The sequence below is a fragment of the Streptomyces spiroverticillatus genome (genome assembly GCA_014650415.1).
Classification (GTDB): Bacteria; Actinomycetota; Actinomycetes; order Streptomycetales; family Streptomycetaceae; genus Streptomyces; species Streptomyces spiroverticillatus.
The window spans coordinates 301,962-322,821 of the sequence record BMUX01000006.1 but is presented as its reverse complement, the minus strand read 5'-3'; the positions used below and the strand labels follow the sequence as shown (position 1 = coordinate 322,821).

The window sequence follows — 20,860 nt, the reverse complement described above, 5'->3', positions numbered from 1 at the left end:
ACAGATACGAGCACCGGCACCGGACGCAGGCACCACGACGCACCACCGGCACCGGACGCAGAACCGAGCACCAGCACCGGACGCACGCACGCCCGTACCCGGAGGGACCCGCCCTATGGAGATCCGCCGCGCCACCAGCACCGGTGACCTCATGGCCGCCCGGCACCTGTACGACGGCCCCCCGCGCGAGGAGTGGGCGCACCGCTTCCTCGCCGCCCCCGGTCATCTGATGCTGATCGCGTACGTCGACGGCTTCCCCGCCGGAATGGTCTCCGGCATCGAGATGATGCACCCCGACAAGGGCACCGAGATGTGTCTGTACGAGCTGTCCGTCGACGAGGCCCACCGCAGGCGCGGCATCGGGCGTGCGCTCACCGAGGCGCTGGCGCGGGAGGCGCGGGAGCGCGGTTGTTACGACATGTGGGTCGGCGTCGACACGGACAACGCGGCGGCCCTGGCGACGTACAAGGCGTCCGGCGCCCGGGACGACGGGGTGTTCGCGATGCTCACCTGGGACTTCGATGCCTGAGCGGGTTCCGGGCCGGAAGGAGCCGGGAAGGACGTGCCTGTCGACGGCTGGAACCAACCCCGCCCCGAGATCGTTCGAACGAGCGATGCAGACTTTGTACTCACTTGTCCACCAGCAAAGGGATCGCACATGATCACGCTCAGCAAGGAAGACGGACCGGCGGACCTGGCCGGTGTGACCCACATGTCCATCGGGGTGTCCTGGGACCCCACCTCCGGCAGCAGCGGCGGCCTCATCGGCAAGCTCATGCGCACCGTCGGCACGGACCTCGACCTGATAGCCATCGCCATGTCCGGCAACGACCCGGTGCGCCTGGCGGGCCTGGACTCGCTCGACCCGCTCGGCAACGGCGGTCTGGTGCACAGCGGTGACAACCAGACCGGCAAGGGCGCGGGCGACGACGAGACGGTGACCGTGGAGTTCTCCAAGGTCCCGCCGAACGTCACGTCGATCGTGTTCGTCGCCGCCGCTTACAAGAAGGGCAGCGCGTTCTCCAAGGCGCGCAACATCAGCTTCAAGGTGTACGACGCGTCGGGCGGCAGCACCCAGCAGGTCGCCGACATCTGGCCGTCGCTGCTGACCAGCGACAACGGCTGCGCGGTCGCCAAGGCCGTGCGCAGCGGGGCGAACTGGCAGCTCGAGGTCATCAACCAGACCGGCAAGATCAAGCAGGGCGACGAGCAGGCCCTGATGCGTTTCGCCGTCAACAAGTAGCCGACGGGCAGTCAACAGGACGCCGTACCGGGCCCCTTGTCCCCGTGCCGTCGCACGTCCCCCTCGTACCACTGACAAATGTCACGGCGAGGACAGGACAGCAGGCTCTACGGGGCGAGGGGCCGCCCGGGCGAAGCTTTGGTCATCGCAAGGGGCGCCGCCGAGGCCCCCGACCACAGCGGAGGAGCCCGGACATGAGCGTCGCCACGATCACCGAGACCAGCACCACTGTTGCTCCCGAGGTCCGGCCCGCCGTCGCTCCCGAGGCCCGGCCCACCCGTGCACCGCACCCGATGCTCCAGAGCCTGGCCCCGCTGCTCCTCGACGCGGGCGTCCCGATGGCCGCGTACTACGCGCTGAAGGCGGCGGGCACGGGCACGGTCGCCGCGCTGGCGATCAGCAGCGCGATTCCGGCCGTGCGCGTCGTCTGGGGCATCGTCAAGAACCGTCGTCTGAACGGCTTCGCGGCCCTCATCCTGTGCGTGAACGTCGTGAGCATCGCTCTCTCCACCGTCACCGGCGACCCGCGTCTGATGCTCGCCAAGGACAGTGCGGTCAGCAGTGTCGTCGGCTTCGGCATCCTCTTCTCGGCCTTCGCGGGCCGCCCGGTGATGCGTACCGCGCTCAAGCCGGCCGTGGTGAAGGCGTCCGCCGCCCGTGCCGCCGCGTGGGACCGGCTGCTGGAGACCTCGGCGCGCTTCCGTCGCTTCGAGCGGAACTTCTCGCTGGTGTGGGGCACGGCGCTGGTCGCGGAGTGCGCGGTGCGGATCGTGGGCGCGTACACGGTGCCGGTGGACACGATGGTCGCGCTCGGCGGCGGCATCATGATCGCCACGATCGTCCTCGCGATCATGCTGTCGGGCGGCCTGGCGGTGGTCCCGATGCAGTACATGGTCGGCGAGGAGGCCGAGCGCGTCTGACGCGGACAGTCACGGACCACGGGAAGCGGTCGCCCGACGAGGGCGCCCGCTTCCCGTTTTCCACAGGCCTGTACAGCGGCTGACCTGCTCGGGTACGGTCGGACCGCGTTGCCCGCCACTGTCGCGCGGGCCCGGACCGTAGGAGGTGAGACCCATTACCGCTGTCGCAGGTTGGGTGCTCTCGCCTCGCGGTCGCCGTACGCCGCCGTCACCGGCATCGTCGTAACGGAATCGACCACAGAGCGCCCTCGGTAAGCATTCCGAAAGGCTCTCCCATGTCGCTCACCACTCTCTCCACCACTCTCTCCACCGCTCCCTCCCCCGCCGTCTTCACCGCTGTCGTCGCCCGACTGCGCACTGCGGGCTGCGTGTTCGCCGAGGACGAGGCGCGATTGCTGCTGTCCACGGGGGCCACCGGCGAGGAGCTCGCCGCGCTGGTCTCCCGGAGGGTGAACGGTCTCCCGCTGGAACACGTCCTGGGCTGGGCCGAGTTCTGCGGTCACCGCATCGTCGTCGACCCGGGGGTCTTCGTCCCCCGCCCGCGTACGGAGTTCCTGGTCACCCACGCCCTGGCGCTGGCCGCCGCCCGGCAGCCGGGGGCCGTCGTCCTGGACCTGTGCTGCGGGTCGGGGGCCGCCGCGACGGTGCTGGGGGCGCGGCTGCCGGGCATCGAGCTGTACGCGGCGGACGTGGAGGGCGCGGCCGTACGGTGCGCGCGGCGCAATGTGGAGCCGGTGGGCGGCCGGGTCTACGAGGGCGACCTGTACGCGCCGCTGCCGACGGCGATACGGGGCCGGGTGGACGTCCTCATCGCCAACGCCCCGTACGTCCCCACCGACGACATCCCGCTCCTCCCCTCCGAGGCCCGTGACCACGAGCCCCGCGTCGCGCTCGACGGCGGCGCGGACGGCCTGGACGTGCAGCGCAGGGTGACGGCGCAGGCGGCGCGGTGGCTGGCGCCGGGCGGGAGCCTGCTGATCGAGACGAGCGAGCGGCAGGCGGAGCGCACGGTGGCGGCGATGGTGCGGGGCGGGCTGGTGGCCCGGGTGGAGGAGGACGAGGAGACGGGCGCGACGGTCGCGGTGGGGACATTGCCGCGACTGCCGCGATTGCCTCGACTGCCGCGCTGACCGGGTGATCTGCGGCGGGCGGGGCGTTTGTGCGGGGGCCCGCCGCTGGTACCGGTGTGCGGTGACGAAACTGCGCCGTTCCCTGATCGCCGCCGCCGCGCTGGTGGGCGCCACTGTGCTGACCGGTTTCGCGGGGGGTACGACGGCGGAGCCGGTGGACTGCCGGGTCGTGCGGTGCGTGGCGCTGACGTTCGACGGGGGGCCGGGGCCGCGTACGGGGGCGGTGCTCGACGCACTGGCGGAGGCGAAGGCCCCGGCGGCCTTCTTCGTCGCCGGGAAGGGCCCGGCCTTCCGGTACTGGGAGGTGCTGCGCCGGATCGCCGACGAGGGCCACGAGGTGGGCAACCACACCTGGACGCAGCCGCGGCTGACGGAGGTGCCGGTGGCGGAGGCGCGGCGGCAGCTGGTGCAGACGCAGCGGGTGATCGAGCAGGTGACGGGGCGTCGGGCGCATCTGATGCGGCCGCCGCAGGGTCAGACGAACCGTCAGGTGGGGGTGCTGTGCCGGGAGTTGGGGCTGGTGCAGGTGGGGTGGGGGGCGGGTGGGATTGTGCGGGTCCGGGAGGATGCGGATGTGGCGGGGGTGGTGGAGGGCTTCCGGGAGCGGGGGTTCGTGGTGGTGCCGGTGGAGAGGGTGCTGGCGGCGAGGGGGGTGGGGGCGGGGCGGATGTATCCGTAGCCGGGGGCGGGTGGGGACGGCTGCCCGGAGGGCATGCCATCAGGGGCGCGGGGAACTGCGCGACCAGGCACGGCGCACCCGCACAGGGCAGAGACCACGAACGCCCCCGCGGAAAAGGCCGACGGCCCCGCCGGGGTGAGGTCCGGAGGGGCCGTCGAGGAGTGGCGTGGGGTCAGGGGGCGACCCGTAACGCCTAGTTGTTGCGGGGGAAGCCCAGGTCGACGCCCGAGGGCGCGTCCGCCGGGTCCGGCCAGCGGGTCGTGGTGACCTTGCCCCGCGTGTAGAAGTGGATGCCGTCGTTGCCGTAGATGTGGTGGTCGCCGAAGAGCGAGTCCTTCCAGCCACCGAAGGAGTGGTAGCCGACCGGCACCGGGATCGGCACGTTGACGCCGACCATGCCGGCCTCGATCTCCAGCTGGAAGCGGCGCGCCGCGCCACCGTCACGGGTGAAGATCGCGGTGCCGTTGCCGAAGGGAGAGGCGTTCATGAGGGCGACGCCCTCTTCGTAGGTGTCGACGCGCAGCACGCACAGCACCGGGCCGAAGATCTCGTCGCGGTAGGCGTCGGAGTCGGTCGGAACGTGGTCCAGGAGCGAGAGGCCGATCCAGTGGCCGTTCTCGAAGCCCTCGACCGTGTAGCCGGTGCCGTCCAGGACGACGGTCGAGCCCTGGGCCGCGGCGCCCGTCACGTACGACGCGACCTTGTCGCGGTGCGCGGCGGTGATCAGCGGGCCCATCTCGGAGGTCGGGTCGTTGCCCGGACCGATCTTGATCTTCTCGGCGCGCTCGACGATCTTCGCGACGAGCTCGTCACCGATGGAGCCGACGGCGACGACGGCGGAGATGGCCATGCAGCGCTCGCCGGCCGAGCCGTACGCGGCGGAGACGGCCGCGTCGGCGGCGGCGTCCAGGTCGGCGTCCGGGAGGACCAGCATGTGGTTCTTGGCGCCGCCGAGGGCCTGTACGCGCTTGCCGTTGGCGGAGGCCACCTGGTGGATGTGGCGGGCGATCGGGGTCGAGCCGACGAAGGAGATCGCGGCGACGTCCGGGTGCTCCAGGAGGCGGTCCACGGCGACCTTGTCACCGTGCAGGACGTTCAGGACGCCGTCCGGCAGACCGGCCTCGGTGGCCAGCTCCGCGAGGCGCAGGGAGGCCGAGGGGTCCTTCTCGGAGGGCTTCAGCACGAAGGTGTTGCCGCACGCGATGGCGATCGGGAACATCCACATCGGCACCATCGCCGGGAAGTTGAACGGCGTGATGCCCGCGACGACACCGATCGACTGGCGGATGGAGGAGACGTCCACGCGGTTGGAGACCTGCGTGGAGAGCTCGCCCTTGAGCTGCGTGGTGATCCCGCACGCCAGCTCGACGATCTCCAGACCGCGGGCGACCTCGCCGAGCGCGTCCGAGTGCACCTTGCCGTGCTCGGCGGTGATCAGGGCGGCGATCTCGTCGCGGTGCGCGTCCAGGAGGGCGCGGTAGCGGAAGAGGATCGCGGTACGGGTCGACAGGGACGAGGTGCCCCACGTCGCGTACGCGGCCTTGGCGGACGCGACGGCGGCGTCCACCTCCTCGACGGAGGCCAGGGCCACCCGGGTGTCGGGGGCGCCGGTGGCCGGGTCGGTGACGGGGCCCCAGTTGCCCGACGCACCCTCGACGGTCTTGCCACCGATCCAGTGGTTGACGGTCTTCATGAACTGCACTCCTTCAGAGGTGGTGGCGTCGGGCTGCGACGTGCCGGTCGTACTGTGCGCGGGCCGAGGTCGCCGACGGGCGGGTCGCGGTCTCGGCCACGGGAACATCCCACCACGCGTCGCCGTCGGAGGGGCCCGACACTGTGTCGCCCGTTTCGGTCGTCACGTAGACACATGTGGGAACGGTGCTCGCCCGCGCCTCTTTGAGGGCTTCTCGCAGGTCAGCGATGGTGTGTGCACGCAGGGTGTGCATTCCGAGCGAGGCCGCGTTGGCGGCGAGGTCCAGTGGCAGGGGCTCTCCCGTGTACGTTCCGTCGGCGGCCCGGAAGCGGTAGTCGGTGCCGAAGCGCTCGGCGCCGACGCTCGTCGAGAGGCCGCCGATGGAGGCGTACCCGTGATTGTCGAGAATCACCACCTTCAGGGGGAGCCGTTCCTGTACGGCGGTGACGATTTCCGTCGGATTCATGAGGTACGTTCCGTCGCCGACCAGCGCCCAGACGGGCCGCCCGGGTGCGGCGAGCAGGACGCCGAGGGCGGCGGGGATCTCGTAGCCCATGCAGGAGTAGCCGTATTCGACGTGGTACTGGTCGCGTGAGCGGGTCCGCCACAGCTTGTGGAGGTCGCCGGGGAGCGAGCCCGCCGCGTTGATCAGGATGTCCTGGTCACTGACCAAAGTGTCGAGTACGCCGAGGACTTGGGCCTGGGTGGGTGCGGCCTTGTCGTCGCGGGCGGCGTACACGGCGCTCACGTGCTCCTCCCACTCGGCCTTCGCCGCCCGGTACTCCGTCCGGTACGTCTCGTCCGTACGGCCGTTGAATTCGTCCGCCAGTGCCTGAAGCCCTTTTCGGGCGTCGCCGACCACCGCGAGGGCGCCCAGTTTGTGGGCGTCGGCGTCGGTGACGTTGAGGTTGACGAAGCGGACGCCGGGGTGGGCGAAGAGGGTGCGGGAGGCGGTGGTGAAGTCGGTCCAGCGGGTGCCGACGCCGAGCACCAGGTCGGCGGTGCGGGCGAGGCGGTTGGCGGTGGCGGTGCCGGTGTGGCCGATGCCGCCGACGTCGCAGGGGTGGTCGTACGGGAGGGAGCCCTTGCCCGCCTGGGTGGAGGCGACGGGGATGCCGGTGCGCCGGGCGAAGCGCCCGAGGGCGTCCTGGGCGCGCCCGTGACGGACGCCGCCACCGGCGACGATCAGGGGGCGGCGGGCGGCTCGCAGCCACCGCACGGCCTCGTCCAGGGCCTCGGCGTCGGGCTCCTGGGCCCGGATCTGCCACACCCGGTCGCGGAAGAAGTCCTCCGGCCAGTCGTACGCCTCCGCCTGGACGTCCTGCGGCAGGCAGAGCGTGACGGCGCCGGTCTCGGCGGGGTCGGTGAGGACGCGCATCGCGGCGAGGGCGGCGGGGATCAGGGCCTCGGCGCGGGTGATGCGGTCGAAGTACCTCGACACCGGCCGCAGGCAGTCGTTGACGGATACGTCACCGGCGTACGGGACTTCGAGCTGCTGGAGGACGGGGTCGGCGGGGCGGGCGGCGAAGGTGTCGCCCGGGAGGAGGAGGACGGGGAGCCGGTTGACGGTGGCGAGCGCCGCGCCGGTGACGAGGTTGGTGGCGCCGGGGCCGATGGAGGTGGTGACGGCGTGGGCGGAGAGGCGGTGACTCTGGCGGGCGTAGGCGGTGGCGGCGTGCACCATGGCCTGCTCGTTGCGGCCCTGGAGGAAGGGCATGCGGTCGGGGCCGAGCTCGGTGAGGGCCTGGCCGATGCCGGCGACGTTGCCGTGGCCGAAGATGCCCCAGGTGGCGGAGATGAGGCGGGTGCGGGTGGGGGTGAACTGGTGGGTGAGGAAGGTGAGGAGGGCTTGGGCGGTGGTGAGGCGGCGCGTCCGCGGGGCGGGGGGCATCGGGGTCTCCTCCTCCGGAGGGGGGTACGGGGGTGGGCGGGCCCCCTGCGGGGGGGGGCTCGGCCGGGGCTTGGCCGGTGCCGGGAGTGCGGGCAGGGGGCGGAACCGGGGTGGCCCGGTATCGGGTGGGCCGCCCCCTTGCCCGCCCGTCCCGCCCCCGGGGGGCGGCCCCGCCGCCCAAGGGGGCTGGGGAAAGGGAGCGCCGCACAAGGGGGCTACCCGTGAAGGGAGGTCACCGGTAGGTCTCTCCGTGGCCCTCCTGGAAGGTGATCTGCCAGGAGCGGGCGGGGCCCGCCATGACGTTCAGGTAGTAGAGGGGGGTGTCCGGCGGAGCGATGGACGGGCCGTGCCAGCCGTCGGGGACGAGGACCGTGTCGCCGGAGCGGATCTCGGCGAGGAGGTCCGCGCCGCCGGGGCGGGACGGGGAGACGCGCTGGTAGCCGGGACCGGTGCCGGTGAGCTCGAAGTGGTAGATCTCCTCCAGCACCGATTCCCGGCCCGCAACCGCCTCGTCGTGCTTGTGCGGCGGGTAGGAGGACCAGTTCCCCGGCGGGGTGATCACCTCGACGGCGATCAGGCGGTCGCAGTCGAAGGCCTCGGCGGAGGCGAAGTTGCGCACCGTGCGTGCGGTGCGCCCGCTCCCCCGCTCCTCGACGGGCACCTCCGGCGCGGGACCGTGGCGGGCGGGGAGTCGTCGCTCGCACTTCGCTCCTGCCAGGGCGAAGCGGCCCCCCGCGCCGGAGGCGATCTGGGCGTGGGCGTCCCGGGGGAGGTACGCGAAGTCGGTGACCGACGCGAACACCCCGCTCCTGCCCCGCAGTTCGATGACCTGCCCGTCGACCAGGACGCTGCACGCCCCGGCCAGCGGCAGCAGGATCCACTCGGTGTCGCCGGTGGCGAGGTGGTGGGAGCCGCCCGGCCGCAGTTCCAGCACGCGCAGCGACGCGTACTCCCAGCCCGCCCGCTCGGGGCCGACGTCGAGCGCGTACGGCCCGCGGGCCTCGCTCCCCGCGACCACGTGAAGGTGCTCAGCCACGCCCGGTGCCTCCTGTCGCCAGCAGTGCGTCGATTTCGTGCGCGTACGGCATCGCGGAGGAGCACTCCAGCCGGGTGGCCACCAGCGCCCCCGCCGCGTTCGCCCGGCGCACCGTCTCCTGAAGGGGGCGTCCGGCGAGGAGCCCCTCGCACAGTGCGCCGCCGAAGGCGTCCCCGGCACCGAGACCGTTGAGCACTTTCACCTCCAGCGGCGGCACGCGCACCTGTGTCCCGTCCCGGTGCACGGCGAGCACCCCTTCGGGACCCTGTTTCACCACTGCCAACTCCACACCTGCGTCCAGGAGTTCCCCTGCCGCCTCAAGAGGTGCTCGTTTTCCGGTGGCGATCTCGCACTCCTCCAGGTTGCCGACGGCGACCGTCGCGTGCCGCAGGGCCCGGCGGTAGTGCGGGCGCGGGTCCTGGCCCGTCCAGAACATCGGCCGCCAGTCGAGGTCGAGCACCGTGTGCGGGGCGCGGGAGCGGGCGGCGAGGGCCTCCAGGGTGGCGTCCCTGCTGGGCTGTGCGCTGAGCCCGGTGCCGGTGGCCCAGAACAGGCGTGCCGCCCGCACGGCGTCGAGGTCGCTCTCGCCGGGGCGGATCTCCAGGTCGGGGGCGCTGGGCTGCCGGTAGAAGTACAGCGGGAAGTCGTCCGGCGGGAAGACCTCGCAGAAGGTGACGGGCGTCGGGTACGCGGCCACTTCCGTCACCCAGCGGGCGTCGACCCCGAAAACCTCCAACTCCCGCCGCAGATAAGCCCCGAAGGGGTCCGCTCCCGTCCGGGACACGAGCGCCGGCCGCCGCCCGAGCCGGGCCGCCGCGACCGCCACGTTCGCCGCGGAGCCGCCGAGGAACCGGCCGAAGGTCTCGACCCGGTCCAGCGGAACGCCCGCGCTCAGCGGATACAGGTCCACCCCGAGGCGGCCCATCACGATCAGGTCGTACACGAGCGGGCCCCTCCTCCGTAACGACGGCAGCGAAAGCGACGGCGGCAAAAGCGACGGCAGTGGAAGCGATGACAGCGGCGGACGGCAGCGCTTTCAGGTCTATCCGCGGCCTCGGAACACTGTCAATGCTTTGTCAGGACATACGAACCTCCAGCCGCCCTGCCACCCCCAATCCCCCTCCCCCGACGCCCCCTTGACACCCCTCGCGACCTGCCCGGACCCTTCCCCCATGGCTCCCGACAAGGCTCCCGACGCACGTCACACGCGCCTGCGGATCGGTTCCGCCCCGGACTCCTGGGGCGTCTGGTTCCCCTCCGACGACCGGCAGGTGCCCTGGCGGCGCTTCCTCGACGAGGTGTCCGGCGCGGGCTACGAGTGGATCGAGCTGGGCCCGTACGGCTATCTCCCGCCGGAACCCGAAACCCTGCTCCCGGAGTTGGAGTCGCGCGGGCTGAGGGCCTCCGCCGGGACGGTGTTCACCGCACTGCACCACGACGGCGCACAGCACTGGGAGTCGACCTGGTCGCACGTGTCGACGGTGGCCCGCCTGGCACAGGGCGTGGGCGCGGACCACCTGGTGATGATTCCGGCGTTCTGGCGGGACGACAAGACCGGCGAGGTGCTGGAGGACCGGGTCCTGACCCCCGCGCAGTGGCGCACGCTCACCGCGCAGACGGAGCGGCTGTCGCGGCAGGTGCGTGAGGAGTTCGGGCTGCAGGTGGTGGTGCATCCGCACGCGGACACCCATGTCGACGACGAGGAGGCCGTCGTACACCTCCTGGACGGCACCGACGCCGGCCTGGTGTCGCTGTGCCTGGACACCGGGCACTACGCCTACTGCGGCGGCGACAGCGTGAAGCTGATCGAGACGTACGGGGAGCGGATCGGCTATCTGCACCTGAAGCAGGTGGACCCGGCGGTGCTGGCACGGGTGCGCGAGGAGCAGCTGCCGTTCGGGCCTGCCGTCGGGCTCGGTGTGATGTGCGAACCGCCGCACGGGGTGCCCGAACTCGCACCGGTGCTGGTGGCAGCACAGCGTCTCGCGGACGCGCGCGACAGTGACCTGTTCGCGATCGTCGAGCAGGACATGTATCCGTGCGCCCCGGACACCCCGCTGCCGATCGCCCGGCGGACGCGGGCCTTCCTGCGGGGGTGCGGGGCGTAGGAGCGGGGCCGTACGGGTGAAGAAGACGGGTGTGCCGGAGCGGCGGTACGGGACCCGGGCAGGCTCCCCGTGCCCGGGTCCGAAGGTCGACGGCCCGTTCGGGCACGCCCACCGCACCCGGTCCCACCAGGGGGAACCCTCGCCATGACGCCCACGCGCCCCGCCACCGCAGTCGCAGCCGCCCTCTGCGCCGCCGCCCTGCTGACCGCTCCCGCAGTCCAGGCCGACGAGCCGCCCCGCCCGGCGGCCGCCGCGCAGGAGGACACCGACCAGGCCCGGGCGGAGGCCCAGGCCGCGAACGCCAAGCGGGTCTACCTGTACGCCAGCAACGTCAACCTCCGGTCCGCCCCGCGCACCAGCGCGTACCCCCTCGCCACCAAGTCCCGCATCTGGCTCCTCGCCTACTGCCAGACCAACCGGAACACAACCCCGGTCAAGGCCGCCGACGGGTCCGTGAACCGCTGGTGGAGCAAGGTCACCCTGCCCAGCGGCAGCGACTTCGCGTGGGTCAGCAACGTCTACCTGCGCGGCGGCAACCAGAAGATCGCGGGCGTCCCCGACTGCTGATCCGCGAGGACCACCCACCAGCAGGGCCCCACTACACCCCCCGGCGGGCCGGACCGAGCACATCGGTCCGGCCCGCCCGGTGTGTCCCGCCCGGACCCCGCACCACTTGCGTCACAGAGATGTCCCGCACGTCACGCTTGTCGCCATTACGCGGGCCTTCCGTCACAGGCGCACCACAGCCCCTCCCTCTTCGTCACGCAGTGTCGTTCACGGGGCAGAGGCTGAGTGATCGCCAGCGACAGCCGCAGCTCCCCCGACGGCCCCCCGGCCGTGGCTGCGGACGTCGCAGGGAGGTGCACCGATGATGACGGACCACAAGCTCTGGTCGTACAAGGAGATCGCCGCGCACATCCAGGTCCAGACGGACACCGTGCGCTCGTACCGCAAGCACGGTCTGCTGCCGCCGCCCGACCACGTCGAGGGCGGGAAGCCGTACTGGTACGCGGACACGATCCGCAGCTGGGTGGCCCGCCGCCCCGGCAACAGAGGACGCCGGGACTGATCGTTCCTCCTCCCGCAGGGCCCCGCATCCGGCCGCACCCGGCCACCGGTGCGGGGCCCGCGCCGTACCCGTAATCGGCTTGCAGCCGCATCCGTACGACACGGAGGATCACCGCATGACGACGACCGCCGACTTCTCCGTCAAGCCCACCCTGACGGGCGAGCGCGTCCTGCTGCGGCCCTTCGCCGAGGAGGACCTCCCGGCGATGCTGGCGGCGCTCCGGGACCCGGAGGTGCTCCGGCTGACGGGCTCCCCGCGCTACGAGCCGGACGAGGACGGCGCCACCCGCACCTGGTACCTGACCCGCGCCGAGCAGACCGACCGGCTCGACCTGGCCGTCGTCGACCGGGCGACCGGGAGGTGCGTGGGCGAGGTGGTCCTCAACGAGTGGGACCCGGACAACCGGAGTTGCAACTTCCGCACCCTCTTCGGGCCCGAGGGCCGGGGCCGGGGCCTGGGCACCGAGGCCTGCCGTCTGATCGTGACGCACGCCTTCGAGACGCTGGGCCTGAACCGCGTCTCGCTGGGCGTCTACGCCTTCAACCCGCGCGCCCGCCGGGCGTACGAGAAGGTCGGCTTCGTCGCCGAGGGCACCGAGCGCGAGGCGCTGTGGACCGAGGAGGACGGCTGGGTGGACTCGACGTACATGTCGGTCCTGGCCCGGGAGTGGGCCGTCCACCGGGGCCACCCGGCCGTCTGAGACAACCCTCTGAGACAACCCCCTGAGGCCTCACCACGACTCCGACTCCACCCGCCCCAGCTTCGGCGTCTCCCCCGCCCCCACCCGCACCTTCAGCGCCAGCAGCGGGAAGGCAAGTACGGACACCATCCCCGCCCCGACCAGCGCCGCCGCCTCGCTCTCGGCCAGCACCTTGTCGTCGACCCCGATCGCGGTGATCGCCACGATCAGCGGCAGCGCGGTCGAGCTGAACAGCATCAGCGCGGTGCGGTCCCGGCCCCCGAGGTCGGGCGGGGCGAGGAAGCGGGCCGGCAGGCCCCGTACGACGACGAACAGGGCGAGGAAGACCGGCAGCAGGAGCAGCGCCCGGCCGCCGTCCAGCAGCGAGCGCAGGTCGAACTCGACGCCGGTGACGACGAAGAACACCGGCACCAGGAAGCCGAACCCCATCGCCTCCACCTTGGCGAGGATCTCCTCGCTCTCGCCGGGCGCGGCCCCGTTGAGCACCAGCCGGGTGACCAGACCCGCCGCGAACGCCCCCAGCAGCACATCCAGCCCCAGCACCTGCGACAGTCCCAGCATCACCGCGAGCACCAGCACCACGAAGCGCACCGCGAACTGGCCGCTGCTGTGCAGGGTCTTGGCGATGAGCGAGGAGAACCACGGCGGCTTGGGCCGCATCGCCCAGTAGACCGCCGCCGCGGTAAGCACGGCGAAAGCGGCGAGCAGGGCCGTGGACTGCCAGGCGCTGCGCCCGCTGAGCAGCAGCGCCATCGCGATGATCGGCCCGAACTCGCCGACCGACCCGAACGCCATCATCACCGTGCCGAACCGCCCGCCGAGGTCGCCCGAGTCCCGCAGCACGGGCAGCACGGTGCCGAGCGCGGTGCTGGTCAGGGCGGTGCCGATGAACAGGCCCTTGGAGAAGCCGCCGGAGTCGCCGAGCTGGGCGATCAGGGTGCCGAGCCCGAGGCCCAGGGCCAGCGCGATCAGCCAGGCGGCCGCCGAGCGCTTCAGGGTGTCGCGGGGCACCTGGCCGAACTGGATCTCGTACCCCGCGAGGAAGATCAGCATCGCGAGGCCGAGCTGCGACAGGGTGTCGATCACCGGGTCGCGCTGCGCCCAGCCGAGGACGTCGGGTCCGATCAGGATGCCGAGCAGAATCTCGAAAATGACGAGCGGAACGGGCAGCCACCGTCCGATTCCGTACGCCAGCACGGGTGCGAGCACCGCGATGGCCATGATGAGAATGAGCGTCCCCGAAGCTGACATAAGGGTCATTTACCCCACATGCATCCCCGTCGCGACACGAGCACGGCCCCGGCGGGTCGGGTGACGCTGGATTTGATACCCCCTAGGGGTATAGTGTGTGCAGTGTCAGGGAGTCACGGCAGCCCCGCGGCCTCCCTGCGTACCAGCACCGCAGTCCTTCGATGAGGAGCCCCGACATGACCGCTGAGACCCAGACCCCCGCCCCCGCCGAGACCGCCCCGGCCTCCGGCTCCTGCTGCTCGCCGTCCGGTTCCTGCGGTTCCACCGGCGCGGCGGACGTGGCCGTCGGCTCCGTGACCACGGTGTACGAGGTCAAGGGCATGACCTGCGGCCACTGCGAGGGCGCGGTCTCCGGCGAGATCTCCGAGATCGACGGCGTCAGCTCGGTCAAGGCCGTCGCCTCGACCGGTCAGGTCACCGTCGTCTCGGCCGCCCCGCTGGACGAGGAGGCCGTCCGCGCCGCCGTCGACGAGGCCGGGTACGAGCTGGTCGGCACCCTCTGACCCGCTCCCCCGCACGCTTCGGGGCCGTACCCGCCAGTTGCCCATACTGGACGGGTACGGCCCCGTCCGTCGTCTGGAGCCCCGATGAACAGCGCCACCCCGCCCGTCCCCCTGGACACCCATGTCGAGCTGGCCATCGGCGGCATGACCTGCGCCTCCTGCGCGGCCCGCATCGAGAAGAAGCTCAACCGGATGGAGGGGGTGGCCGCCACCGTCAACTACGCGACGGAGAAAGCGCGGATCGCGTACGACGGATCCTCGGTCGCCGTTCCCGACCTCATCGCCACGGTCGTGAAGACGGGCTACACGGCCGAGGAGCCCGCCGCACGCGAACCCGAGGACGCCCCGGCGGAGGAACCGGACCGTGAACTCTCCGCCCTGCGGCAGCGCCTGATCGTCTGTGCGCTGCTGGCGGCCCCCGTCGTGCTGCTGTCGATGGTCCCGGCCCTCCAGTTCGACAACTGGCAGTGGCTGTCCCTGACGCTGGCCGCGCCCGTCGTGGTCTGGGGTGCGCTGCCCTTCCACCGGGCCGCCTGGACGAACCTGCGGCACGGCGCGGCCACCATGGACACCCTCGTCTCGACCGGCACCCTGGCGGCCTTCGCCTGGTCGCTGTGGGCACTGTTCTTCGGGGACGCGGGGATGCCGGGGATGCGGCACGGCTTCGACCTGACGGTGGGCCGCTTTGACGGGGCGTCGACGATCTACCTGGAAGTGGCCGCCGGGGTCACCGTGTTCATCCTGCTCGGCCGCTGGCTGGAGGCCCGCTCCAAGCGGAAGGCGGGGGCGGCGCTGCGGGCGCTGATGGAGCTGGGGGCCACGGACGTGGCCGTACTGCGGGGCAATCAGGAGGTACGGATTCCGGTCCGGCTGCTGTCCGTCCGCGACCGGTTCGTCGTACGTCCCGGGGAGAAGGTCGCCACCGACGGCACCGTGGTCGAGGGCGACTCGGCGGTGGACGCCTCGATGCTGACCGGCGAGTCGGTGCCGGTGGACGTGGGACCGGGCGACAGGGTCACCGGGGCCACCGTGAACGCGGGCGGGCGGATCGTCGTCGAGGCGGCCTCCGTCGGCGCGGACACACAGCTCGCCCGGATGGCGAAGGCCGTGGAGGACGCGCAGAACGGCAAGGCGCAGGTGCAGCGGCTCGCGGACCGCATCTCGGCGGTCTTCGTGCCGGTCGTGCTGCTGATCGCGCTGGGGACGCTGGTGGGGTGGCTGCTGGCGACGGACGACGTGACGGCCGCGTTCACCGCCGCCGTCGCGGTGCTGATCATCGCGTGCCCGTGCGCGCTGGGGCTGGCGACGCCGACCGCGCTGATGGTGGGCACGGGGCGGGGCGCGCAGCTCGGCATCCTGATCAAGGGGCCCGAGGTGCTGGAGTCGACCCGCCGGGTGGACACCGTCGTGCTGGACAAGACCGGCACGGTGACGACCGGGCGGATGGAGCTGACGGACGTGCTCCCGGCCGCCGGTGTGGACCGCAGGGAGCTGCTGCGGCTCGCGGGGGCGCTGGAGCACGCCTCCGAGCACCCGATCGCGCGGGCGGTGGCCGAGGGCGCGCGAGCGGACCTTCCCGCGGGCCCCGGACTCCCTGCTGACCCCGGCCTCCCGGCCGTCACCGGCTTCGTGAACGTCCCCGGGCTGGGCGTGCGGGGCGAGGTCGAGGGGCACGCCGTCCTCGTGGGCCGGGAAAAGCTGCTCTCCGACGCCGCGATCGAGCTGCCGCCGGAGCTGGCCGACGCGAAGGCCGCCGCCGAGGCCCGGGGACGTACCGCCGTCGCGGTCGCCTGGGACGGAGAGGCGCGCGGGGTGCTCACCGTCGCGGACACCGTGAAGGCGAGCAGCGCCGAGGCGGTACGGGACCTGCGCGCGCTCGGCCTCGTGCCGGTGCTGCTGACCGGGGACAACCGGCGGGTGGCCGACGCGGTCGCCGCCGAGGTGGGCATCGACGCGGCACAGGTGTACGCGGAGGTCCTGCCCGAGGAGAAGGCCGCCGTGGTCGCCCGCCTCCAGGGCGAGGGCCGCACGGTCGCGATGGTGGGCGACGGCGTGAACGACGCGGCGGCGCTCGCCACCGCCGATCTGGGCCTGGCCATGGGCACCGGCACGGACGCGGCGATCGAGGCCGGCGACCTGACGCTCGTACGAGGAGATCTGCGGGTCGCGGCGGACGCGATCCGGCTGTCCCGGAAGACCCTGGCGACCATCAAGGGGAACCTGTTCTGGGCCTTCGGCTACAACGTCGCGGCGCTCCCGTTGGCGGCTGCGGGGCTGCTCAACCCGATGATCGCCGGATTTGCGATGGCATTCTCTTCCGTCTTTGTAGTGACAAACAGCCTTCGGCTACGTACCTTCACATGACGTACACCAACACACACGAACGCGTCGCAACGAGAGTGCACTGTGGAGTGACGTAGATCACTGTGTTGGGGGGGTAACCATTGGCCGGGGTCGCGAGTCTAAGAAGCGATGCCAAGAACGTCTTGGGGGACGTTCGACGCGGGATGTCTTGGGGGACGTCCCCGGCAAGCGTTGGCCGGGACACGTACACCGGGGAGCTTTGAGCGGCCCTCCCGTTCGCTACGTGTCCTGGCGGACCGCAGCGGCAGGACGTACGGAACAGGACCGTACGAGGCAGGACCGTACGAAGCAGGACGCAGGACCGAGCAGGACGCACGACCCTGAGACTTCTGGCGGCGCAAGCCGTCAGACGCCCGGTGGGGATCCCGTGGGGGGAATCCGATCCGGGAAACAGGAAAGCGCCCCGCATCGTCGACCCGTGGGGGGATCGGCGGCGGGGCGCTTTTCGCTGTTCCGGCCCAATGGGGCGGAGGGTCAGCGGCCCTCGACCGGGACGAAGTCGCGCAGGACCTCGCCGGTGTAGATCTGGCGCGGGCGGCCGATACGGGAACCCGGCTCCTTGATCATCTCGTGCCACTGCGCGATCCAGCCCGGAAGGCGGCCGATCGCGAAGAGCACGGTGAACATGTCGGTGGGGAAGCCCATCGCCCGGTAGATCAGACCCGTGTAGAAGTCGACGTTCGGGTAGAGGTTGCGCGAGACGAAGTACTCGTCGGAGAGCGCGTGCTCCTCCAGCTTCAGCGCGATGTCCAGCAGCTCGTCGGACTTGCCGAGGGCCGAGAGGACGTCGTGCGCCGCCGCCTTGATGATCTTGGCGCGCGGGTCGAAGGACTTGTACACCCGGTGGCCGAAGCCCATCAGGCGGACGCCGTCCTCCTTGTTCTTCACCTTGCGGATGAAGGCGTCGACGTCGCCGCCGTCGGCCTGGATGGCCTCCAGCATCTCCAGCACGGACGCGTTGGCGCCGCCGTGCAGGGGGCCCCAGAGGGCGGAGATGCCGGCGGAGATCGAGGCGAACATGTTCGCCTGCGAGGAGCCGACCAGGCGCACGGTGGAGGTCGAGCAGTTCTGCTCGTGGTCCGCGTGCAGGATGAGCAGCTTCTCCAGCGCGGAGACGACGACCGGGTCCAGGTCGTACTCCTGGGCGGGGACCGAGAAGGTCATCCGCAGGAAGTTCTCGACGTAGCCGAGGTCGTTGCGCGGGTAGACGAACGGGTGGCCGATCGACTTCTTGTACGCGTACGCGGCGATCGTCGGCAGCTTGGCCAGCAGACGGATCGTCGAGAGGTGGCGCTGCTGCTCGTCGAACGGGTTGTGGCTGTCCTGGTAGAACGTGGACAGCGCCGAGACGACCGAGGACAGCATGGCCATCGGGTGCGCGTCGCGCGGGAAGCCGTCGAAGAACCGCTTGACGTCTTCGTGCAGCAGCGTGTGCTGGGTGATCTCGTTCTTGAAGGTCGACAGCTCGTCGTCCTTCGGAAGTTCGCCGTTGATCAGCAGGTAGGCGGTCTCCAGGAAGCTGCTCTGCTCCGCCAGCTGCTCGATCGGGTACCCGCGGTAGCGCAGGATGCCCTGCTCACCGTCGAGGTAGGTGATCGCGGATTTGTAGGCGGCAGTGTTGCCGTATCCGCTGTCCAGGGTGACCAGACCGGTCTGGGCCCGGAGCTTCCCGATGTCGAAGCCCTTGTCGCCGACGGTGCTGTCGATCACCGGGTAGGTGTACTCGCCATCGCCGTACCGCAGTACTACAGAGTTGTCGCTCTCGCTCACGTCATCCCTCACCGACGTAGTGCCTCTTCTTCGAGGTGCCCTGACTGTCTCTACCATCCCCCACTTGGCTCAGCAGAGTGCACTCGGGGTCGGCCAACAGGCCAGTTCGCGGCACTGAGTGCCGCCAACCTGCTCATACTGCCCCCTTCGCCCCGGTTCCGGAACCCCCGGGTGATGTTTCCCACCGATGGCCCTCGGGGGGTTGCCGGGGAGTCGGTACGTACGTTCCGCCCGCGAGCCGATGGGCGAGTGCGGTGCACCTGCGACCGGCCGAAACCGTGCGCACGGCCTGCCCGATGGCCTTGCGCGAGCCCACCAGCACGACCAGCTTCTTGGCCCGGGTCACGGCGGTGTAGAGCAGATTCCGCTGGAGCATCATCCAGGCCCCGGAGGTGACCGGAATCACCACGGCCGGATATTCACTCCCCTGGGAGCGGTGGATGGTGACCGCGTACGCGTGTGCCAATTCGTCCAGTTCGTCGAAGTCGTACGGGACCTCCTCGTCCTCGTCCGTACGGACGGTCAGCGTCTGCTCGACCGGGTCCAGCGCGGTGACGACGCCGACGGTCCCGTTGAAGACGCCGTTCTCCCCCTTGTCGTAGTTGTTCCTGATCTGGGTTACTTTGTCACCGACGCGGAAGGTCCGCCCGCCGAACCGCTTCTCGGGGAGGTTGGGGCGGGCGGGGGTGATGGCCTGCTGGAGCAGGCCGTTGAGGTTGCCTGCGCCGGCCGCGCTGCGGTGCATGGGGGTGAGGACCTGCACGTCCGTGCGCGGGTCGAGCCCGAACTTGCGGGGGATGCGGTGCGCGGCGACGTCGACCGTGAGCCGGGCCGCCTCCTCGGTGTCGTCCTCGACGAAGAGGAAGAAGTCCTTGAGTCCCTGGGTGAGGGGGTGCTCGCCGGAGTTGATCCGGTGGGCGTTGGTGACGACGCCGGACTGCTGGGCCTGCCGGAAGATCTGGGTGAGCCGCACGTGCGGTACGGGCCCGTCCTTGGCGAGCAGGTCCCGCAGCACTTCCCCCGCCCCGACGGACGGCAGCTGGTCGACGTCCCCCACCAGGAGCAGGTGGGCACCGGGTGCCACCGCCTTGACGAGCTTGTTGGCGAGCAGCAGATCGAGCATGGACGCCTCGTCGACGACCACCAGGTCGGCGTCCAGGGGCCGTTCGCGGTCGTACGCCGCGTCCCCGCCGGGCTTGAGCTCCAGCAGCCGGTGCACGGTCGACGCCTCGGCCCCCGTCAGCTCCGACAGCCGCTTGGCCGCCCGGCCGGTGGGGGCGGCCAGCACCACCTTCGCCTTCTTCGCCCGCGCGAGCTCCACGACGGACCGTACGGTGAACGACTTGCCGCAGCCGGGGCCGCCCGTCAGCACGGCGACCTTCTGCGTCAACGCGAGCTTGACGGCGGCCTCCTGCTCGGGGGCGAGGGAAGCCTTGGTCCGTTGCGCGAGCCACCCGAGCGCCTTCCCCCAGTCCACATCCCGGAACCCGGGCATCCGGTCCTCGTCCGTGCGCAGCAGGCGCATCACCTGCCCGGCGAGGGAGAGTTCGGCCCGGTGGAAGGGCACCAGGTAGACGGCGGTGACCGGCTCCCCGCCCGGCCCCTCCGGCCCCGGAACCTTCTCCCGTACGACACCCTCCGGGTCCTCCGCCAGCTCCCCCAGGCAGTCGATGACCAGCCCGGTGTCGACCTGGAGCAGCTTCACCGAGGCGCTGATCAGCTGCTCCTCGGGCAGGAAGCAGTGCCCCTGGTCGGTGGACTGCGACAGGGCGTACTGCAATCCCGCCTTCACCCGGTCGGGGCTGTCGTGCGGGATGCCGACGGCCTGGGCGATGCGGTCGGCGGTGAGGAAGCCGATGCCCCAGACGTCGGCGGCGAGCCGGTAGGGCTGGTTCTTCACGACGGAGATCGAGGCGTCCCCGTACTTCTTGTAGATGCGGACGGCGACGGACGTGGAGACGCCGACGCTCTGGAGGAAGACCATGACCTCCTTGATGGCCTTCTGCTCCTCCCAGGCGACGGCGATCATCTTCGTCCGCTTGGGCCCGAGCCCGGGGACCTCGACCAGCCTCTTGGGCTGCTGCTCGATGATGTCGAGGGTGTCGACGCCGAAGTGGGTGGTGATGCGGTCGGCCATGACCGGGCCGATGCCCTTGATGAGCCCGGACCCGAGGTAGCGCCGGATGCCCTGGATGGTGGCGGGCAGCACAGTCGTGTAGTTGTCCACCGTGAACTGCTTGCCGTACTGCGGATGGGACCCCCAACGCCCCTCCATCCGCAGGGACTCCCCCGGCTGCGCGCCGAGCAGCGCCCCGACGACGGTCAGCAGGTCGCCCATGCCGGACCCGCGCCCGGTGTCCACCCGGCCGACCGTGTACCCGGTCTCCTCATTGGCGTACGTGATCCGCTCCAGGACGCCTTCGACGACAGCCTTGTTGACCGGACCACCCTGTGCGCCTGCCGCGCCGCTGACTGTGCTGGACATGGGACGACGCTACCGCCG

The 20,860-nt window shown here is 71.3% G+C and carries 18 protein-coding genes; 11 read left to right on the top strand and 7 right to left on the bottom strand.

Annotated elements, in window-relative coordinates; all coding sequences use genetic code 11:
- The first annotated feature begins 115 nt into the window (after positions 1-115).
- The 5 genes from IE269_RS18695 to IE269_RS18675 all read left to right on the top strand — a co-directional run bounded on the left by IE269_RS18695 (position 116) and on the right by IE269_RS18675 (position 3,972).
- A complete protein-coding gene (locus IE269_RS18695) occupies positions 116-529 on the top strand; it encodes a GNAT family N-acetyltransferase (protein WP_189824138.1) in 414 nt (137 codons plus the stop codon).
- 129 nt (positions 530-658) lie between these two features.
- A complete protein-coding gene (locus tag IE269_RS18690) occupies positions 659-1,243 on the top strand; it encodes a TerD family protein (RefSeq protein ID WP_189824137.1) in 585 nt (194 codons plus the stop codon).
- A gap of 194 nt (positions 1,244-1,437) precedes the next feature.
- Positions 1,438-2,163: a VC0807 family protein gene (locus IE269_RS18685; protein ID WP_189824136.1), complete on the top strand. Its 726-nt coding sequence runs from the start codon at positions 1,438-1,440 to the stop codon at positions 2,161-2,163.
- A gap of 275 nt (positions 2,164-2,438) precedes the next feature.
- Complete coding sequence (locus IE269_RS18680; RefSeq protein WP_189824135.1) at positions 2,439-3,293, top strand: putative protein N(5)-glutamine methyltransferase; 855 nt, start codon at positions 2,439-2,441, stop codon at positions 3,291-3,293.
- Positions 3,294-3,354: 61 nt separating this feature from the next.
- On the top strand, positions 3,355-3,972 hold the full coding sequence (locus IE269_RS18675) for a polysaccharide deacetylase family protein (protein ID WP_189824134.1): 618 nt from the start codon (positions 3,355-3,357) through the stop codon (positions 3,970-3,972).
- A gap of 193 nt (positions 3,973-4,165) precedes the next feature.
- Here the strand turns inward: IE269_RS18675 and IE269_RS18670 are convergent, their stop codons facing one another.
- The 4 genes from IE269_RS18670 to iolC form a co-directional block, all read right to left on the bottom strand.
- On the bottom strand, positions 4,166-5,665 hold the full coding sequence (locus tag IE269_RS18670) for a CoA-acylating methylmalonate-semialdehyde dehydrogenase (RefSeq protein ID WP_189824133.1): 1,500 nt from the start codon (positions 5,663-5,665) through the stop codon (positions 4,166-4,168).
- Positions 5,666-5,678: 13 nt separating this feature from the next.
- Positions 5,679-7,556: a 3D-(3,5/4)-trihydroxycyclohexane-1,2-dione acylhydrolase (decyclizing) gene (gene iolD / locus IE269_RS18665; RefSeq protein WP_189824132.1), complete on the bottom strand. Its 1,878-nt coding sequence runs from the start codon at positions 7,554-7,556 to the stop codon at positions 5,679-5,681.
- A gap of 232 nt (positions 7,557-7,788) precedes the next feature.
- A complete protein-coding gene (iolB, locus tag IE269_RS18660; protein WP_189824131.1) occupies positions 7,789-8,592 on the bottom strand; it encodes a 5-deoxy-glucuronate isomerase in 804 nt (267 codons plus the stop codon).
- Positions 8,585-9,517, bottom strand: coding sequence for a 5-dehydro-2-deoxygluconokinase (iolC, locus tag IE269_RS18655; protein ID WP_189824301.1), 933 nt, complete (start codon positions 9,515-9,517; stop codon positions 8,585-8,587). The genes iolB and iolC overlap by 8 nt, the downstream gene beginning before the upstream one ends.
- A gap of 247 nt (positions 9,518-9,764) precedes the next feature.
- Between iolC and IE269_RS18650 the strand changes: the two genes are divergently transcribed.
- The 4 genes from IE269_RS18650 to IE269_RS18635 all read left to right on the top strand — a co-directional run bounded on the left by IE269_RS18650 (position 9,765) and on the right by IE269_RS18635 (position 12,469).
- The gene (locus tag IE269_RS18650; RefSeq protein WP_189824130.1) at positions 9,765-10,700 is read left to right on the top strand and encodes a sugar phosphate isomerase/epimerase family protein; all 936 of its coding nucleotides are present in this window, start codon (positions 9,765-9,767) and stop codon (positions 10,698-10,700) included.
- A gap of 144 nt (positions 10,701-10,844) precedes the next feature.
- Positions 10,845-11,267 (top strand): SH3 domain-containing protein, encoded by a 423-nt coding sequence (locus tag IE269_RS18645; protein WP_189824129.1) that lies wholly within the window; start codon positions 10,845-10,847, stop codon positions 11,265-11,267.
- 304 nt (positions 11,268-11,571) lie between these two features.
- Positions 11,572-11,769, top strand: a complete 198-nt coding sequence (locus IE269_RS18640; protein WP_189824300.1) for a helix-turn-helix transcriptional regulator — start codon at positions 11,572-11,574, stop codon at positions 11,767-11,769.
- A 115-nt stretch (positions 11,770-11,884) separates the two neighbouring features.
- Positions 11,885-12,469, top strand: coding sequence for a GNAT family N-acetyltransferase (locus IE269_RS18635; protein WP_189824128.1), 585 nt, complete (start codon positions 11,885-11,887; stop codon positions 12,467-12,469).
- A 30-nt stretch (positions 12,470-12,499) separates the two neighbouring features.
- Here IE269_RS18635 and IE269_RS18630 read toward each other — a convergent pair whose 3' ends face one another.
- Positions 12,500-13,720: a cation:proton antiporter gene (locus tag IE269_RS18630; protein ID WP_189824299.1), complete on the bottom strand. Its 1,221-nt coding sequence runs from the start codon at positions 13,718-13,720 to the stop codon at positions 12,500-12,502.
- A 176-nt stretch (positions 13,721-13,896) separates the two neighbouring features.
- On the opposite strand from IE269_RS18630, the gene IE269_RS18625 reads away from it, so the two are divergent.
- Positions 13,897-14,223 carry a heavy-metal-associated domain-containing protein gene (locus IE269_RS18625; RefSeq protein WP_189824127.1) on the top strand — a complete coding sequence of 109 codons (327 nt, stop codon included), beginning with the start codon at positions 13,897-13,899 and terminating at the stop codon, positions 14,221-14,223.
- Positions 14,224-14,307: 84 nt separating this feature from the next.
- A complete protein-coding gene (locus tag IE269_RS18620) occupies positions 14,308-16,587 on the top strand; it encodes a heavy metal translocating P-type ATPase (RefSeq protein ID WP_189824126.1) in 2,280 nt (759 codons plus the stop codon).
- A 474-nt stretch (positions 16,588-17,061) separates the two neighbouring features.
- Here IE269_RS18620 and IE269_RS18615 read toward each other — a convergent pair whose 3' ends face one another.
- Together IE269_RS18615 and recD2 are read right to left on the bottom strand one after the other, a co-directional pair.
- Entirely contained in the window at positions 17,062-18,357 is a 1,296-nt protein-coding gene (locus tag IE269_RS18615; RefSeq protein ID WP_189824125.1) for a citrate synthase, read from the bottom strand.
- Positions 18,358-18,490: 133 nt separating this feature from the next.
- A complete protein-coding gene (recD2, locus tag IE269_RS18610; RefSeq protein ID WP_229897907.1) occupies positions 18,491-20,842 on the bottom strand; it encodes an SF1B family DNA helicase RecD2 in 2,352 nt (783 codons plus the stop codon).
- Positions 20,843-20,860: the final 18 nt, after the last annotated feature.